9 protein-coding genes and 1 pseudogene are annotated in these 15,931 nt (G+C 61.0%); 7 read left to right on the top strand and 3 right to left on the bottom strand.

What is annotated here, in order from left to right:
* The first annotated feature begins 82 nt into the window (after positions 1-82).
* From JKF87_RS07535 to JKF87_RS07510, 6 genes and pseudogenes are all read left to right on the top strand, one after another.
* Positions 83-1,333: a TetR family transcriptional regulator gene (locus JKF87_RS07535; RefSeq protein ID WP_201099012.1), complete on the top strand. Its 1,251-nt coding sequence runs from the start codon at positions 83-85 to the stop codon at positions 1,331-1,333.
* 305 nt (positions 1,334-1,638) lie between these two features.
* Positions 1,639-3,885: a TonB-dependent receptor gene (locus JKF87_RS07530; RefSeq protein ID WP_201099010.1), complete on the top strand. Its 2,247-nt coding sequence runs from the start codon at positions 1,639-1,641 to the stop codon at positions 3,883-3,885.
* An 80-nt stretch (positions 3,886-3,965) separates the two neighbouring features.
* The gene (locus JKF87_RS07525; protein ID WP_236261205.1) at positions 3,966-5,276 is read left to right on the top strand and encodes a metallophosphoesterase family protein; all 1,311 of its coding nucleotides are present in this window, start codon (positions 3,966-3,968) and stop codon (positions 5,274-5,276) included.
* Between the two features lie 9 nt (positions 5,277-5,285).
* The gene (locus JKF87_RS07520; protein WP_201099008.1) at positions 5,286-6,875 is read left to right on the top strand and encodes an alkaline phosphatase D family protein; all 1,590 of its coding nucleotides are present in this window, start codon (positions 5,286-5,288) and stop codon (positions 6,873-6,875) included.
* A 26-nt stretch (positions 6,876-6,901) separates the two neighbouring features.
* On the top strand, positions 6,902-7,678 hold the full coding sequence (locus JKF87_RS07515) for an acid phosphatase (RefSeq protein ID WP_201099006.1): 777 nt from the start codon (positions 6,902-6,904) through the stop codon (positions 7,676-7,678).
* Positions 7,679-7,765: 87 nt separating this feature from the next.
* Positions 7,766-8,040, top strand: a pseudogene (locus tag JKF87_RS07510) (transposase); the annotation flags it as partial.
* A gap of 71 nt (positions 8,041-8,111) precedes the next feature.
* Here the strand turns inward: JKF87_RS07510 and JKF87_RS07505 are convergent.
* From JKF87_RS07505 to JKF87_RS07495, 3 genes are all read right to left on the bottom strand, one after another.
* Positions 8,112-10,274 (bottom strand): TonB-dependent receptor, encoded by a 2,163-nt coding sequence (locus tag JKF87_RS07505; protein ID WP_201099004.1) that lies wholly within the window; start codon positions 10,272-10,274, stop codon positions 8,112-8,114.
* A gap of 193 nt (positions 10,275-10,467) precedes the next feature.
* Positions 10,468-10,965: a hypothetical protein gene (locus JKF87_RS07500; RefSeq protein WP_201099002.1), complete on the bottom strand. Its 498-nt coding sequence runs from the start codon at positions 10,963-10,965 to the stop codon at positions 10,468-10,470.
* A gap of 83 nt (positions 10,966-11,048) precedes the next feature.
* On the bottom strand, positions 11,049-14,009 hold the full coding sequence (locus tag JKF87_RS07495) for a TonB-dependent receptor (protein WP_201099000.1): 2,961 nt from the start codon (positions 14,007-14,009) through the stop codon (positions 11,049-11,051).
* A gap of 225 nt (positions 14,010-14,234) precedes the next feature.
* Here JKF87_RS07495 and JKF87_RS07490 point away from each other — a divergent pair, with 225 nt between their 5' ends.
* Entirely contained in the window at positions 14,235-15,911 is a 1,677-nt protein-coding gene (locus JKF87_RS07490; protein WP_201098998.1) for an FAD-binding dehydrogenase, read from the top strand.
* Positions 15,912-15,931 lie beyond the last annotated feature (20 nt).

Genomic DNA, 15,931 nt, shown 5'->3' with positions numbered 1-15,931 from the left:
CCGCCCCCTCACCGCCTGCGACGCGATGACCTCGGCGGAACGCCCTCGACACGCCGCTCCAACCCGGCCATTCAGAGGCCGCATGACCAGCCCCGTTTCATCGCGATCGCTTGAGGCTGACCGTATTGTCGCGGCGGCCATGGCCTTGGTCGCCGATGCGGGGCTGGATGGTCTGACGCTGCGTGATCTGGCGCAGTCAGTTGGCAAGAGCACCACCGTCATCGTCAATCTGTTCGGGGCGCGGGCGGGCCTGATCGAGGCCATCGCGGCGGCGGCGTTCGAGCAGGACAGCGCCTATCACGAGACCTTCTTCGCGGATGTGCAGGGACTGGCCCTCAGCCGCGACGGCCTGATCGCCCTGATCCAGCGCTATCTGCGCGAACGGGCGGGCGCATCGGCCAGCTTCGTCCGCGTCTGGGAAGACCTGTTGATCGCACACGAGCCGGGCGGTTTCGTCGCCCCCCTGCTGGCGCGGTGGGAGGCGATGCGGCGCGACGCCTGGAGCGCCTATCTGCACCGAACACTTGATCTTGCCGCCTATGGCGAGGGGCTGGCGACCTATCTGGTCATCGAGCAGTTCTACATCGGCGCCTTGGGCGGGCGGGCGGACTACGAGATGATCGCCGCCGAGGGGCTGGGCGGTCTGGTCGATCATGTCTTCGGCTGCGGCGACGACGAGGCCCGCGTCACCGAAAGCTATGTCGCCGCCATGGTGATCCCCAAGGCGCCGACGGACGGGCTGGAGCCCGAATCCTCAAAACTGCGGCTGCTGGAGGCGGCGGCGGACCAGATCCTGATCGGCGGGGTGGCCAGCGTGACCAATCGGTCGGTCAGCACGGCGGTCGGCACCTCGACCTCGACCATCGCCTATCACTGGGCCGACATGCGCCGCTTCATCATTGATGCGGTGTGGCACGCGGTGTTTCGCGAAATCCCCGGCTATCTCGATTTCCGCCATCCGACGCGAAAGGGGCCGCCTGACCTGCCGGGCTGGGGCGATCTGATGGCGCGCACCCTTCAGATCGGCGACGGCGAGCGGGACGGCTTCTATGTCATCTACGCCCGCCTGATCGCCCAGGTCTGCCGTCAGGCGCGGCGCGATCCGGCCTATCAGGATCTGGCCATGATCCTGCGCGGACCAGAGGGCGGCGGCACCCACGTCAACCGCGCCGAACTCTGGCCCGCCCAGTTCGACCTGACGCGCCTGGCCGCAACCCGCTTCGCCCTGTGGATCAAGGGAAGCGCCATCGTCGGGGCCGCCATCGGTCGTCCGGCCAGCGCCGCACAACTTCAGGACGTCGCCGAAATCCTGGTCGCACACCGTCAAGGTTGAACAGAACGATTGTTCTTTTCCACTTAACGCCAGTGGACAGGAACACTTCAAATAAGCGTCATCAAAGCATCATGGCAGAAGCCTAGAGCGGCAATGCTGTCGAACAGATGTTTTTCTTGTGACGCGGAAGCGCGGCGAATGTCGCTCTCCCCGCCTCCCTAGCCGTCCTTCCGCCGTCCCGGACCGACGCCTGTTCGACAGCCCCCGCTATGACGCGGGGCGCGGTCCTGATCCGCGAACGCCCTTCAACATTTCGGCCCGCGCGAGAGGGGGAATCTCGTCGGCGCCGCCCGATGGATCGACACATGAAACGTCTGCTTCTCGGCGCGTCCAGCGCCGTACTCGCCCTGGCCGCCACCCTGCCCGCCGCCGCCCAATCCAACACCGGCGCCCCGTCCGGCAGCCAGTCCGGCGCTCAGGCCGTGGACGACATCGTCGTCACCGCCCAACGTCGTCAGGAATCCTCGCAGAAGGTTGGTCTGGCCCTGACCGTCATCTCCGGCGACGACCTGGACAACCGCAACATCGGCAACGTCAACGACCTCGAGAACTCGGTCCCCAGCCTGGAGGTCGACAGCCAGCTGGGCGGCGGCCAGCCGCAGTTCCGCGTGCGCGGCGTCGGCCTGACCGACTACGCCGCCAACAACACCTCCACCGTCGGCATCTATGTCGATGAGGTCGCCTATCCTTACGGCGTGATGACCCAGGGCCTGTTGTACGACATCGCCCGCATCGAGGTGCTGCGCGGACCGCAAGGCACCCTCTATGGCCGCAACACCACGGGCGGCGCCGTCAGCGTCATCACCAACGCCCCGACCGACACGGTCCAGGCCGGTTTCTCGGCCAGCTACGGCAGCTATGACGCCGCCAAGTTCGAGGGCTTCCTGTCCGGTCCGGTGGCCGAAAACCTGACCGCCCGCCTGTCGCTGGCGGCGGAATCGGGCGGCGCCTGGCAGTACCACCGCGACACCGGCGAGAGCCTGGGCGACAAGGACACCAAGGCCGCCCGCCTGCGCGTCAACTGGCGCCCGACCGCCCAGACCGACATCGACCTGAACCTGCACTACAGCCGCGACGAGTCCGATGGCCGCGGCCTGCGCCTGATCACCACGCCCTTCACCGCAGGCGGCGGCCGGGTCTATCCGATCGACACCGCGCACCGGATCACGGGCTGGGGCATCAGCCCGTACTTCGCCCAGTTGATCGGCGTGTCACCGAACGCCAAACCCTTCCGCGACAACGAAGGCAAGGGCCTGAGCCTGCGCCTGAACCAGGACCTGGGCTGGGCCACGCTGACGGCCATCGCCAGCTACGAATCCTTCGACCGCCGCGAGTTCAACGACTGGGACGCGACCGCCTCGAACGAAGCCGGCACCTACTTCTTCAACGACATCGAGACGACTTCGCAGGAGGTGCGTCTGTCCTCGCCGACGGGCGGGCGGTTCCAGTGGCTGGCCGGTTTCTATCACGCCAATGAAACCGTCGACGGCGGCTTCCACTCGGACTTCTCGGAAGCCAAGGGCCTGGGCTTCTTCATGAGCACCACCTACGGCCAGAAGGTTCAGACCACCGGCGTCTTCGGCAATATCGACTACAAGCTGACCGACCGCCTGACCCTGATCGGCGGCCTGCGCTATGAGGACGAAAGCCGCGACCTGAACGACTTCAAGACCCAGGTTCTGGCCCCCGTCCCGCGCGTCAACGCCACCACCTCCAAGTCCCAGAGCATGGGCGAATGGAGCGGCAAGGTCGGTCTGGAATACACCGTCAGTGACGACATCCTGACCTACGCCAACGTCTCGCGCGGCGTGAAGTCGGGCGGGTTCACCACCTACAACAGCGGCCTGCCGGAGCAGTTGGACCCGTTCAAGTTCGAAGAACTGATCGCCTATGAGGCAGGCGTGAAGTCCAGCTTCTTCGACCGCAAGCTGCAGCTGAACGCCGCCGCCTTCTATTATGACTATCGCGACCAGCAGCTTCAGGGCGTGCTCTACACCCAGACGGGCCGCGTCGGTCGGATGATCAATGTGCCCAAGTCGCACATCCAGGGCGCGGAACTGGAACTGCGCTGGCGTCCGCTGAACAACCTGACCATCACCCAGTCGATCGGCTACAAATACGGCGAATATGACGAGTTCTTCTTCGTCAACGCCACCGCGACCGAAGCCGCCAAGGACCCGGTGACCGGCGAGTACAACACCATCGTCTACAGCGACCGCGCGGGCGAACGCCTGCCCTTCCCCAAGTGGGACTACAAGGGTTCGGTGGCCTATGACTGGCAGATCGGCGGCTGGGGCGTCGAGGCGGAGAGCAACTACGCCTATCGCGACGAGAAGTTCAGCACTTCGTCCAACTCGATCATCGCCTCCTACTGGCTGGTCAACGCCAACCTGACGCTGCGTCCGGCGAATGCGAACTATGCGGTGGGCCTGTACGTCAACAACCTGACGGACTCCTATTCCGAAGAGTCGCGCAACCGCTTCATCTCGGCCTCGACCGGCTCGCCCAACCCGCCCCGCACCTGGGGCGTGCGGGTCAGCTATCGCTACTGAGACCTGACGAACGGGGCTTTGGTCCGCGGATCAAAGCCCCGCCTTCCGCTTCAAGGATTACGGGCCAAAGGACGAACGGCATGACGATGATTGCAAAGACCGCCAGAACCCTGGCCCTGGGCTTCAGCCTGCTGCTGGGCGCGGCCCATGCGCCGGTGCTGGCGGCGGACGGCCGGTTCTCCATCGCCGTGATCCCGGACACCCAGAACTACGTCGATTTCACCCATCAGCGCGCAGAGGGTTTCGCCTTCGACGCGCGCGACATGATGGTCGAGCAGATGCGCTACATCGCCGACAACGCCGCCTCACGCGGGGGCGAGATCGTCTTCGCCACGGGCCTGGGCGACGTTTGGCAGCACCCGACCATCGCCATTGATCCCGAACACGCCGCGCGCGGCTTTTCCGCCCGCCCCCTGCCCGCCGGAATGAACCCCGACCGCTGGACGCGCGGCGTGCGCGAGGTCGAGATTCCGGCCTCCATCGCCGCCTACCGTCTGCTGGACGGCGCCCTGCCCTTTTCGGTCGTGTCGGGCAATCACGACTATGACGCCCAGTGGTGGGAGGAATCCTGGCCGCGCGACCTGACCGCGCCCCAGGGCGACCTGCGCCGCCTGGGCATGATCCACGTCGGCGGCCTGACCGAATGGACCCGCGCCTTCGGCGTCGACAGCGCCTTCTTCAAGGACCGCCCCTGGTACGTCGCCGCGCACCAGAACGGCGCCGACAGCGCCCAGATCTTCGAGGCGGGCGGCTATCGTTTCCTGCACATCGGGCTGCAGTTCTCGCCCACCGACGCCAGCCTGAAATGGGCCGAGACGGTGATCCACGCCCATCCCGGTCTGCCGACCATCATCACCACCCACGACTTCCTGAACAAGGACGGCGAGCGCCTGCCGCATCCGGTCGTCAACCAGACCGTGGTCGATCCCTTCGACAACAGCCCGCAGGCCATCTGGGACAAGCTGGTCGCGCGCAATCCGCAGGTCTTCATGGTGCTGAGCGGCCATCACAACGGCCAGTCGTTCCGCGTTGACCAGAACCGCCAGGGCGGCGCCGTCTATCAGGTCCTGTCCGACTATCAGGACCGCAATCAGGCCGCGCTGGACGCAGGCGTCGCCGCCGACAAGGCGCCCGCCCTGGGCGACGGCTGGATGCGGTTGATGCAGTTCGACATGGACGCCGCCACCCCGACGGTGCGGGTGCGGACATATTCCACCCACTATCGCCGCTTCGCCTCGGACGAGCCGAACTACGCCCGTTGGTACAAGCCCAACGAACAGCCGCACCTGAGCGACGAAGACTTCCTGAACCGCGACGAATTCACCATCCCCCTGACCGATTTCCGCGCCCGGTTCGGTGCCCCCACCCAAGCCGCCGCCGTTTCCAAGTAAGCCCGCCTCATGACCGACGCCGCCTTCCGCCTTCATCGCCGCGCCCTGCTGGGCGGTCTGGTCGCCGCCCCCGCCGTGCTCCAGTTCGGACGCGCCCATGCAGGCATGGGGTCCGGCGGCGCCTATGTCTTCCCGCTGGGCGTCGCCAGCGGCGATCCGGCGCCGGACGGCTTCGTCATTTGGACGCGCCTGGCCGTCGATCCGGTGGCGCCGGATGGTCTGGGCCGCATGGGCGGGCCGGTGGCGGTCCACTGGGACATCGCCGCCGATGAGGGCTTCCGTCACATCGTCGCCAGCGGGACCGAAACCGCCGACCAGTCCGCCGCCCACAGCATCCATGTCGAGGTCGCAGGCCTGCGCCCCGGCCGCCCCTACTGGTATCGCTTCACCGCCGGAGGCCAGCAAAGCCCCATCGGCCGCGCCCACACCACGCCCGCCGCCAATGCCGATGTGGCGGCGCTGAAACTGGCCGTCGCCTCCTGCTCCAACTGGGAGTCCGGCTATTTCGCCGCCTATGGCCACATGGCCGACGAGACCCCGGACCTGACCCTGTTCCTGGGCGACTACATCTACGAATATACGCGCGGCCCCGAACGCGCCGCCGAGGTGGTTCGCCCCTATGGGTTCGAGGAGGCGACGACCCTGGCGGGCTATCGCAACCGCTACGCCCTGCACCGCACCGACGCCGACCTGCAACGCCTGCACGCCGTCGCCCCCTGCCTGGCCATCTGGGACGATCATGAGGTTCAGGACGACTATTCCGGCGTCTGGTCCAAAACGGCAGGCGTTTCGCCGAACGACTTCCTTCGCCGCCGCGCCGCCGGATATCAGGCCTTCTACGAAGCCATGCCGATCCGACGCACCCGTCTGGATGCGCGGCTGCAGATGCCGATCTATCGCCGCGTCCGCTATGGCAAGCTGGCCGAGTTCTTCATGCTGGACGGACGCCAGTACCGCTCACGCCAGCCCTGCAGCGACGGACCGAACGGCGGCAAGGGCCAGATCGTCACCGACGCCGTCTGCACCGACCGGCTGGACCCGTCACGCACCTTCCTGGGCTTTGATCAGGAACGCTGGCTGTACGACGGGCTGAAGACCGCCGACGCCCGCTGGACCATTCTGGGCCAGGACCTGCTGATGGCCGGGATGCGGTTCGGAGACGGCGGACCCGACACCAGATACTGGACCGACACCTGGGACGGCTTCCCCGCCGCCCGCGATCGCCTGACCCAGACGCTGAACACACTTAAGCCGCGCAACCCGGTGGTGCTCAGCGGCGACTACCACTCGTTCTGGACGGCGGATGTGAAACTGGACAGCAACGACCCGACCTCGCCCACCGTGGCGACCGAGTTCGTCGGCACCTCCATCACCTCGACAGGCCCCAGCTATGACGGGCTGATGTCGGCCATGCCCAGCAACCCGCACATCAAATTCTTCGACAGCCGGGTGCGCGGCTATATGTCGATGGAGATCACCCCGCGCCGGACCACCACCCGCTATCAGGCGATCAGCGACGTGCGCGACCCACGGGCCGCCCTGTCCACCCTGAACACCTGGGTCGTCGAAGACGGCCGCCCCGGCGCCCAGTTCGCCTGAGCCGACGCCCGAACGGAAACAACACCATGAAATTTAAGACCGTTTGCGCGGTCGCCGTCCTGCTGACGGCGGCCGGTTGCGCCTCTGCGCCCGCCGGGACCACCAGCGTCCCGACCTCGTGGGAGGGATTCCGCGACCACCCCCACGGCTATCTGGCCAAGGACGACGCCCCCGACGCCTCGGCCTTCCTGCCGCCGCCGCCAGAGGCCGGATCGCTGCGGCAACAGGATGATGTCGCCATCTATCACGCCACCCGCGCGCTGGAGGGTTCGGACCGTTGGCGTCAGGCCGCCGCCGACAACGAGATCGAGACCCCGTCGGCACCCCGCATCTTCAGCGCGGCCCTGGGCGTCGATTTCGACCCCGTCCGCATGCCAACCCTGGCCCTGTTGCTGGGACGGATGCTGGGCGATCTGGAGACAATCCAGACTCCGGCCAAACAGGGCTATTTCCGCCCTCGCCCCTTCGTCGCCGAGCCGCTCAAGACCTGTATCGCGCCCGAGCCGTGGTTGAGCCGCAGCGGCTCCTATCCGTCCGGCCATTCGGCGCTGGGCTGGGCCTGGGCGCTGGTGCTGGCCGAACTGGCCCCCGACCGCGCCGACGCCATACTGACGCGCGGCCTGGCCTATGGCGAAAGCCGCATCATCTGCGGCGTCCACTACGCCAGCGACGTCGAAGCCGGCCGCCTGGTCGGCGCCGCCATCGTCGCCCGCCTGCAGGCCGACCCAACGTTCAAACGTGACCTGGAGGTCGCAAGAGCAGAACTCAATGCGGCAAGAGTCGTGCAACCAACATCGAAATAATTCCCGGAAGGAAATCACAGCGATTAGGCTCAGGCCCCATTGATGTGGGGTGCTGGATCTGATTCTGGCGCCCGAGGAGTCTGGATCATGAGCGACCTGTATTGGCTGACGGATAATCAGATGGCTCGGCTGGCGCCCTTCTTCCCCAAGAGCCACGGCAAGCCAGAGCGGATGACCGCCGGGTCTTGAGCGGGCTCATCTTCATCAACCGCAACAGCCTGCGCTGGCGGGATGCGCCGACGGCCTATGGGCCGCACACGACGCTTTAAAATCGCTAGAAGCGATGGAGCGAGGCGGGTGTCTTCGTCCGCATGATGGAGGGCTTGTCCGGCGCCCAGACTGAGCGTCGCACCGTCATTATCGCTGTCCGACCGTCTTCCTGTCCGACGTAACCCTCGCCGCGACCGTCCTCTCCTGGCTATGAGTCCCGAGCCTAAAACCGTCGCTGCAGCGACAGACGCACCACCCTTCCAATCGGGTCCTGAACATCGCGCCCATACCCAGGAGCGGCAGATCCGTCACCCAGCCTTGCCTCAGGGCGCGCGTCAAACAGGTTCTCGACTTCAAGGTTCACCTGCAGGCCGGAACTGCGTCGACGGGGCCCGCCTTCTTCGTTACTGCTGGATGCACGTATTGACGACGACATCATCTGGAATGTTAGTTTCAAATCCACAGCGGCGAACGGCTTCACTACCAGATCCGCCGGATCATCCCGCCCCCCGTTTCGCCGGGTGCGATAGCCGTCCTGCCACCGTGCGGAAGCATTCAGCCCCCAGCGCCCACGCTTTGCATCCAGCATCGCCCTGGCGCTTTGCCTTGAGACACCGCCGCCATCGCCTTTCAAGCGATCCAAATCCGGGAGCCCCGCCAACAACGCGACCGTGTTCCGAAGCTGCAGATTGTAGTTCAGCGAAAACCGCGCAACCATAGCCTCGTTGGCGGCAGCCCCCTGTGGGCGCGGCAGGCTGAAATTGATTGTTGTGGTCAGTCCTTCGGTCAGACTAGTGCTCAGATTCATCGGTCGATAGTCAATACTGACAAGACGTCCATTGGCGTCTCTTTGAAAACGATCAGGAAAGGCCGCCTCAACGTCCTCAGTCAGTTCAGGCAATGATCCAATGCCGTCTTTCGTTTCCGCCTTCTGGTATCCGACGCTCCCCGACACGCCCCACGACCCATAAGGCCCCGCTGCAGCATTCAGGGAAAACTGTTCCGACCGCGGCGATCGCAGATCCGGATTTCCGCCCAACAATGGCGCAATCATCACTGCCTGTCCGGAGCGAAAATCAAACACAAGGCGCGGCGCTTCATAATATAGAGGCTCAAATCGCAATGTGTCCGAAACACTGTCTGAAGCGACAGACCAGACGCCGCCCAAGCGTAGCTTACGACGCGGTGCCCAATCCAACGCAAGGTTGCCCCCGTCACCGCCGCCAGCGCTGCTTGCACGCACACTGCCGCCAATCGTCGCCTGTAGACCTCCGATTATACGGCCCAGCGAGGTCTCAGAATTTCCCTTAGACAATGGGACCGCCAGGGATCCACGGGCCTCCGACGTCTGGAAACGGTTCGTCGTGCGCACCTGCCGGCCAACTGTGACCGAACGAACTTCCGTCCAGTTGCCGGTCATGGTCAAAGCGACTGGTCCCGTCGCCAGATTAAAAACCGTGCGCCCAGCGGACCCCGTAAATCCAACCGACTGATTTTCATTTTGCGTAACGAGAAACCCATCTTCTCTTGAACGCGAAGCCTGTCCGTTCAGATTGGCTTGGAGACTCCACCCTGCAGCCAAACCGCTGAAACCGACCGAGCCGTTCAGGCTGTCGTTTCGCCGACGGCTCTCGACAAACGAACCTCCCAGGTAAGACGTAGAGAGACTGTCACGAACCTGTCCATTCATGCTGAAAACACTCGCCCAGCGACCAATCGACCCTGTAGCAATAGCATTTGCAGCCATATTGCGAACCCGCGGGCGTAGCGAAATCACTCCGTTTTCTGGATGCATATCTGGCAGATCGCGATCATTGCTCAGAAGAGCCGCGTCATAGACAGTCCTCACACCCAAGCGATACGTTTTCTCTTCGTTGATCACGGATCGGCGCAATTCGCCCGAAAAAGAATACGTCCCCCCCTGTGTCGGCCGCGCGTCCGCCGCACGCCCGTCGTAACTGCCAAAACGTGGCTGAAGGACTAGATTGATCACCCTTTGACCGGGCGCGCCGCCATAGATGATGGCGGCTTCTGGAGGCAGAATTTCCGCCCTCACCAGGGCGTCAGGCGGAAAGCCGTTAAAGACACTCGCATTCGCTACGCGCTTACCGTTAACGATCACGACAGGCTGTTCACCAACCCCAAGGATCTCAATCAAACGCGACAGTACTTCGCCAATATCCCACGCAGCCAACGCGTCAATATCGGCTCCATTCAGTTCAATTTCAGGAGCCACGGCCGCAGCCCCACGACGCCCCCACACCTCAACGTCAGCAACGACCACGGGCTCGGAATATTGCTCAGTTACTGTCTGGTCTATACCGGAAAAGGTCGTGCTTTCCCCCACCTCCAGAGCAATTAAACTGGTCAACGTCAGCCACAACATTCGAAACTCTGTCGACCAGGCAAACCGAAACCAACACACTGAACTTAGTGCCTATCCGGCTTCAAGAAAAGCCGAGGGAACCATACAAACAGAAAACGTTAATGCGTGCATGCGCAACGCACGTCATTCAATACAATAAATTATACGCTCGATTATAATGACCCGGGGGATCCCCCCCGGGTCATCAAAAAAATCAGATATCCAGATCGATATTTGTCTCAAAATCGACTGCAAACGTGCAGGGGGTCGAAATGCCAAACAGGCCCTTGCCAGAAACCTTGCCTTCAGCAGATCCCGTGCGCGGCTCGCTAAACAGGCCAGACGGCGCCGTGTCGCTCGCAACTTGCTCGCAGGTTCCTGCAACGGAACTCGTCTTGAGGTCGGTAATCGTGATCGGCGCTGTAGGAGAACCAGCCCCCACATTGACGACAAGATTCTTCTGGAACGTCACATTTCCACACGGGAAACCTGTACCCAACGTATAACCGGTCGACTGAACGGTAATGGTTCGACCAGATACGGTAGCTGGGATCCAGGCCGATACGCAGCCATTAGCTGCCACCGTCTGATATGCATCGGTGTAAAGCTTAACCTGGATTGCCCCTTGCGGAGCAATGTTCTGAGCAACTGCAGCCGACCCAAAAGCAACAGAAAACACTAGAGCAGACATCACGGCAAATGGTTTACGCATAACAAACCTCCCTATGTTTTGGCCGAAACCGGCAAATAACAAGTCACTTATTTGAAACATCAAGTCAACACAAATATAATTTATTAGAACTTTTTAACTACAGAAAATCCATAAACCCTAGGATCCAGGGTAAACACGTTTGTAGTTAACATAGAGTCATCACTGTTTGTGAATGCGTCAACTATGGGAGCATCATTAAATACGTTCTTTACGTAAGCTTGAATAGAAAAGTCACCATTCAAGCTAACCAGATTTGCGCTTATGTTAGCATTGTCCCAGGATTTAATTCGATCATATTCAGTGTTGTATATTCTAAAATAACTACTGCCCTGCCTATAGTAATCACCTCTAACGGTGAGATCAAATCCAGCCATATTCCATGTGTATTGGACACCGATGTTAGCTGTGAAATTTGGTGCATTGGGAAGTTCATTTCCGCTCAAGTCAGCGTCAAATCCACGACCACCATTTGGCGCGTCTTTAATCGGGTTATACTCAAACCCAAATATTTGCCAGAAAGGGATCTGTCCCGGGAATTCCGGATCAAAACTGCCTTGTCGCTGAGAGCCGCCACACAATGCAGCCAATGCATTCACCCCATACGTCGAGAACATGGGAGAGTTCAGTATGGTCTCAATATGTTTGACGGGCGCCACGCAGTTTGAAGGCACCTGGATCCAAGGCCTTATAACAGCCCAATCAGGATTGCCCTGGGTGCGATTCATAACATCAATCGACTTTTCTCCGGAGCCGATCTTTGTTTTTAGGTAACCAAAGTTTCCATCAATACGGAGGTTACGTGTTGGAGAGTATATAAATTCCAACTCGAGCCCCATAGATTCAGTGTCGAAGTTCTCATTTAAGGAAATTCGGTCAACAATCTGAGAAACCTGATAATCTTTATAATCATAATAGAACGCATTTGCGTTCAAACGCAGAGTTCCATTTAGATTAACCGACTTAACGCCGACCTCAAAGGCATTGACATATTCGGGTTTGAACAACTCTTCAAGCGGTTGATACTGAATAACGTTTGTATTGATATTTGCGCGCGGAGGATTCGCTCCACCACCTTTATAGCCACGCGCGTAGGAGGCATAATACATTATATTATCTGAAGGCTTCCAATCCAAAACCACCCGTCCTGTCAAAGCCTGCCAGCTTTGTCTAATATCTGGCAGCGCAGGATACCCCCGCGCATCAGATCCGCCAGACAACGGCCCAAAGCCATAAACATCTGATGAGCCAAGCAGAAGCTGACTAGGGTAAGGTGTCGTGGTTTTTTGATCGTCCGTATACCTGAGCCCAGCCGTCAAACGCAAATCCGGGCTCAGAGACCAATAACCTTCACCGAAAACTGCCCATGACTGAGTTGTTACAGCATTCTTACTTCTAAAGTAGTTATGACCATCCCCCTCTAAGTCGGACAACTTTGAATAGTCAACATATACACATTCCCCTGCAGAACCATCTTTACAATAATTTGTCATCTTCGGAATACGAAGACCATTCACGACGTTGTAAAAGTACTCAGCAATCATGCTGAAAACGTTGTTGAAAACGTAATAGTCGTCCTGGGTTTTGAAATTCAAATAATTCGCCCCAACATTGAAGTCAAATGCGGAACCAGACTTACTTTGAATTCTGAATTCTTGATAGTACTGCCTATTTCTCGATTTGCTTAAGTCTATTGACTCCATTTTTTTAGACGGACCAAGCTGAGGATCCGTATAAATACCCCCGGGTGAAGCTATTGAATCTGGAAGCTTCGCGCTGGCCGAAGTCGAAGTCGCCCACAGATTTGTGCTGTCATTAAAAATGTCATTCGAGACATATCGAGCATAGTCTTGAGAAGATTCAAATCTATCTCTCGTATACATCGTGTTAGAATACAGCGATATGTTACTAGAGAAGTCGTAACTTAAATTTAATTGAAATATGTCGTTCGTAGCCTTGTAGTACGGATCAAATTTCGTAGCCACTTCTCTCAGATTACGGCTCTGCACAACCCCCTTATACGGGTCTGCTCCATAGCTTATCGCAGTGACAGCTTGCCGTCTGGGCAGGGTCGCGTCATAGCCGTAGCCAATTCCAGAGGCCACATAGATTTGGGACAGACCAGTTCCATTCGGAGTTCCGTAGGCTTCATCTGTATAAAGAGAGGCCGCCTGGCAACCTTGAGAGAGACGCCCTTGGATCAGGGAATCCGGCACAGTCGTTGAACCAATACGTGTCGGCCCATCATCCCGTGTACACAGTTGTTTGCCTGTTCGCGATCGGTCGTCATCTTCATTGAAGTGCTCCCAAATCAGGTTGGCATTGAAACGGTCATTCGGCGCCCATGCGGCCGACAGGCGCGTGGAATGCAGGTCACGACCGTTCACACGAACATCGTTATAGCTATTGTAATCAAAGCCATCACGCTTGGTCATGGAGGCTGCCGCTCTGACCCAGAAGGTCTCAGACAATGGAATATTGACCATCATCTGCCCGCGGATCGAGCCATAGTTGCCGAGTTCCGCCTTCATCATCGCATCGAAATCGGGCTTCGGCAGATTGGGGATCATATTGACGACGCCCGCCGTAGCGTTACGGCCATACAAGGTGCCCTGCGGCCCCCGCAGAACCTCCACCCGGCTGACATCCATATATTCAGACTCGAACAGGCGGTTACGGATCATCGGCGAATTATTGAAACTGACCGCCACCGCCGGATCCGACGACGCCGAAATCGCCTTGGTCCCGATCCCCCGGATCGAGAAGTTGTACATGCTGAAATTGTTCTTGGAGAAACTGACGTTCGGGATGGCCCGCAACAACTCAGAGCCGCCTTCGATCTTCATCGCGTCAAGCGTCTCGGCCGAGAAGGCCGAAACGGCGATCGGCACGTCCTGGATGGCTTGCTCGCGCTTCTGGGCGGTGACGATGATCTCGTCCACCGTGGCCACGGCTGGCGCGGTCTGGGCCAAGGCGGGCGCAGCTGCGCACATGGCCATGATTGATGCAGTTGCAGCCAAGCGTGCGCGAACGACGGATGTCGCCATCTGAATCCCTCCCCAGGGTGCGGCCCGTCTCCCAACGGGTCCGCTGAACGTTTCCATGCCGCCAATTTGAGTTCGCAAACTGGGGCGGCGCCAGTAGCGATTGTGGCTAGACCATCACAGTACTCACCTCTATGTCAATACCTACTGACATAGATGTACGCGAAATGAGCACCCATTCTCCAACCCGGAGTTGTGCCCAATGCCGTATGAAACCCAGGGGGAAACATGGACGCCGATGTCATCATCGTAGGCGGGGAATTAGCGGGTCTGGTGGCCGCCAATGAGCTGGTTCAGACTGGAAAGCGCGTGGCGCTGGTGGATCAGGAGAACCCCGGAAATCTGGGCGGACAGGCCTTCTGGTCGTTTGGCGGATTGTTCCTGGTCAACTCGCCTGAGCAGCGGCGGCTGGGCGTGCGCGACAGCTTCGAACTGGCCTGGCGGGACTGGCAGGGCAGCGCCGGTTGGGACAGGCTGGACGGGCCGAAAGCCGAGGATGAATGGGCCGCACGATGGGGCCGGGCCTATGTCGAGTTCGCTGCTGGAGAGAAACGGAGTTGGCTGCGCCAACATGGCGTGAAACTCACGCCGATGGTCGGGTGGGCTGAACGGGGCGGCGGCAAGGCGTTCGGCCATGGCAATTCCGTACCGCGCTTTCACGTCGCCTGGGGAACCGGGACGGGAGTGTCGGAACCCTTCGCCGACCGGGCCAGGGACGCCGCCAAACAAGGGCGGTTGAGGTTTCACCACCGCCACCGCGTCGATCAGTTGCTGGTTGAGGCTGGCCGCGTCGTCGGTGTGACCGGAAGCGTGCTGGCGCCTGACGATGCGCCGCGGGGCGCGCCGACGAACCGCACGGTCGTCGACGATTTCACCCTGAAGGCGCCCGCCGTCATCCTGGCGACAGGCGGCATCGGCGGCAATCATGGTCTGGTGCGCAGGTACTGGCCGGAGCGGCTGGGTGCGCCGCCGCGTGAGATGATCACCGGGGTTCCCGCCTATGTCGATGGGCGGATGCTGGACATCGCAGCCCAGGCAGGCGCACGCCTCGTGAACCGGGATCGCATGTGGCACTATGTCGAGGGGGTGCGGAACTGGGCGCCGATCTGGCCCAAACACGCCATCCGCATTCTGCCGGGACCGTCGCCGCTGTGGTTCGATGCCCTGGGGCGACGGCTGCCCTTCCCGGCCCTGCCCGGATACGACACCGTGGCGACGCTGAAATATCTGCGCACCACGCCCGATCTGACCGCACATGACCACTCCTGGTTCATCGTCACCGAGACGATGCTGGCCAAGGAGTTCGCCCTGTCGGGGTCGGAGCAGAACGCCGACATCACCAATCGCAATCTGTTGGGCGTGCTGCGCTCACGCCTGGGCAAGGGCGCGCCCAGAGAGGTCGCAGCCTTCCGCGACAGGGGCGCCGACTTCGTCGTCGCCGATGACCTGGAGACCCTGGTCGACAAGATGAACGGCCTGACCGACCAGCCCCTGCTGGATGCCGCCCTGATCCGACGTCAGGTCGAGGATCGCGACGCCCAGATGGACAATCCCTACGCCAAGGATGTTCAGGTCCAGGGCATCCACAACAGTCGCCGATATAAGGGCGACCGCTGGGCGCGCACGTCAGCGCCGCACAAGGTGCTGGATCCGCAGGCGGGGCCGCTGATCGGGGTCAAGCTGCATGTCCTGACGCGGAAGTCGCTGGGCGGACTGCAGACCGATCTGTCGGGGCGCGTCCTGACGCCCGAAGGCGCGGTGCTGGAAGGTCTATATGCCGCAGGTGAAGCCGCTGGTTTCGGCGGCGGCGGCCTGCATGGTTACAATGCGCTGGAGGGCACCTTCCTGGGCGGATGCATCTTCTCGGGACGGGCGGCGGGACGGGCGCTGACCGGCAGCAACTGACGACAACAGGGAGATAGATC

Origin of the sequence: Brevundimonas nasdae (genome assembly GCF_016654005.1) — a bacterium.
Classification (GTDB): Bacteria; Pseudomonadota; Alphaproteobacteria; order Caulobacterales; family Caulobacteraceae; genus Brevundimonas; species Brevundimonas nasdae.
Note: the sequence above shows the minus strand (reverse complement) of the source record. Positions and strands in the feature narration are given on the sequence as shown.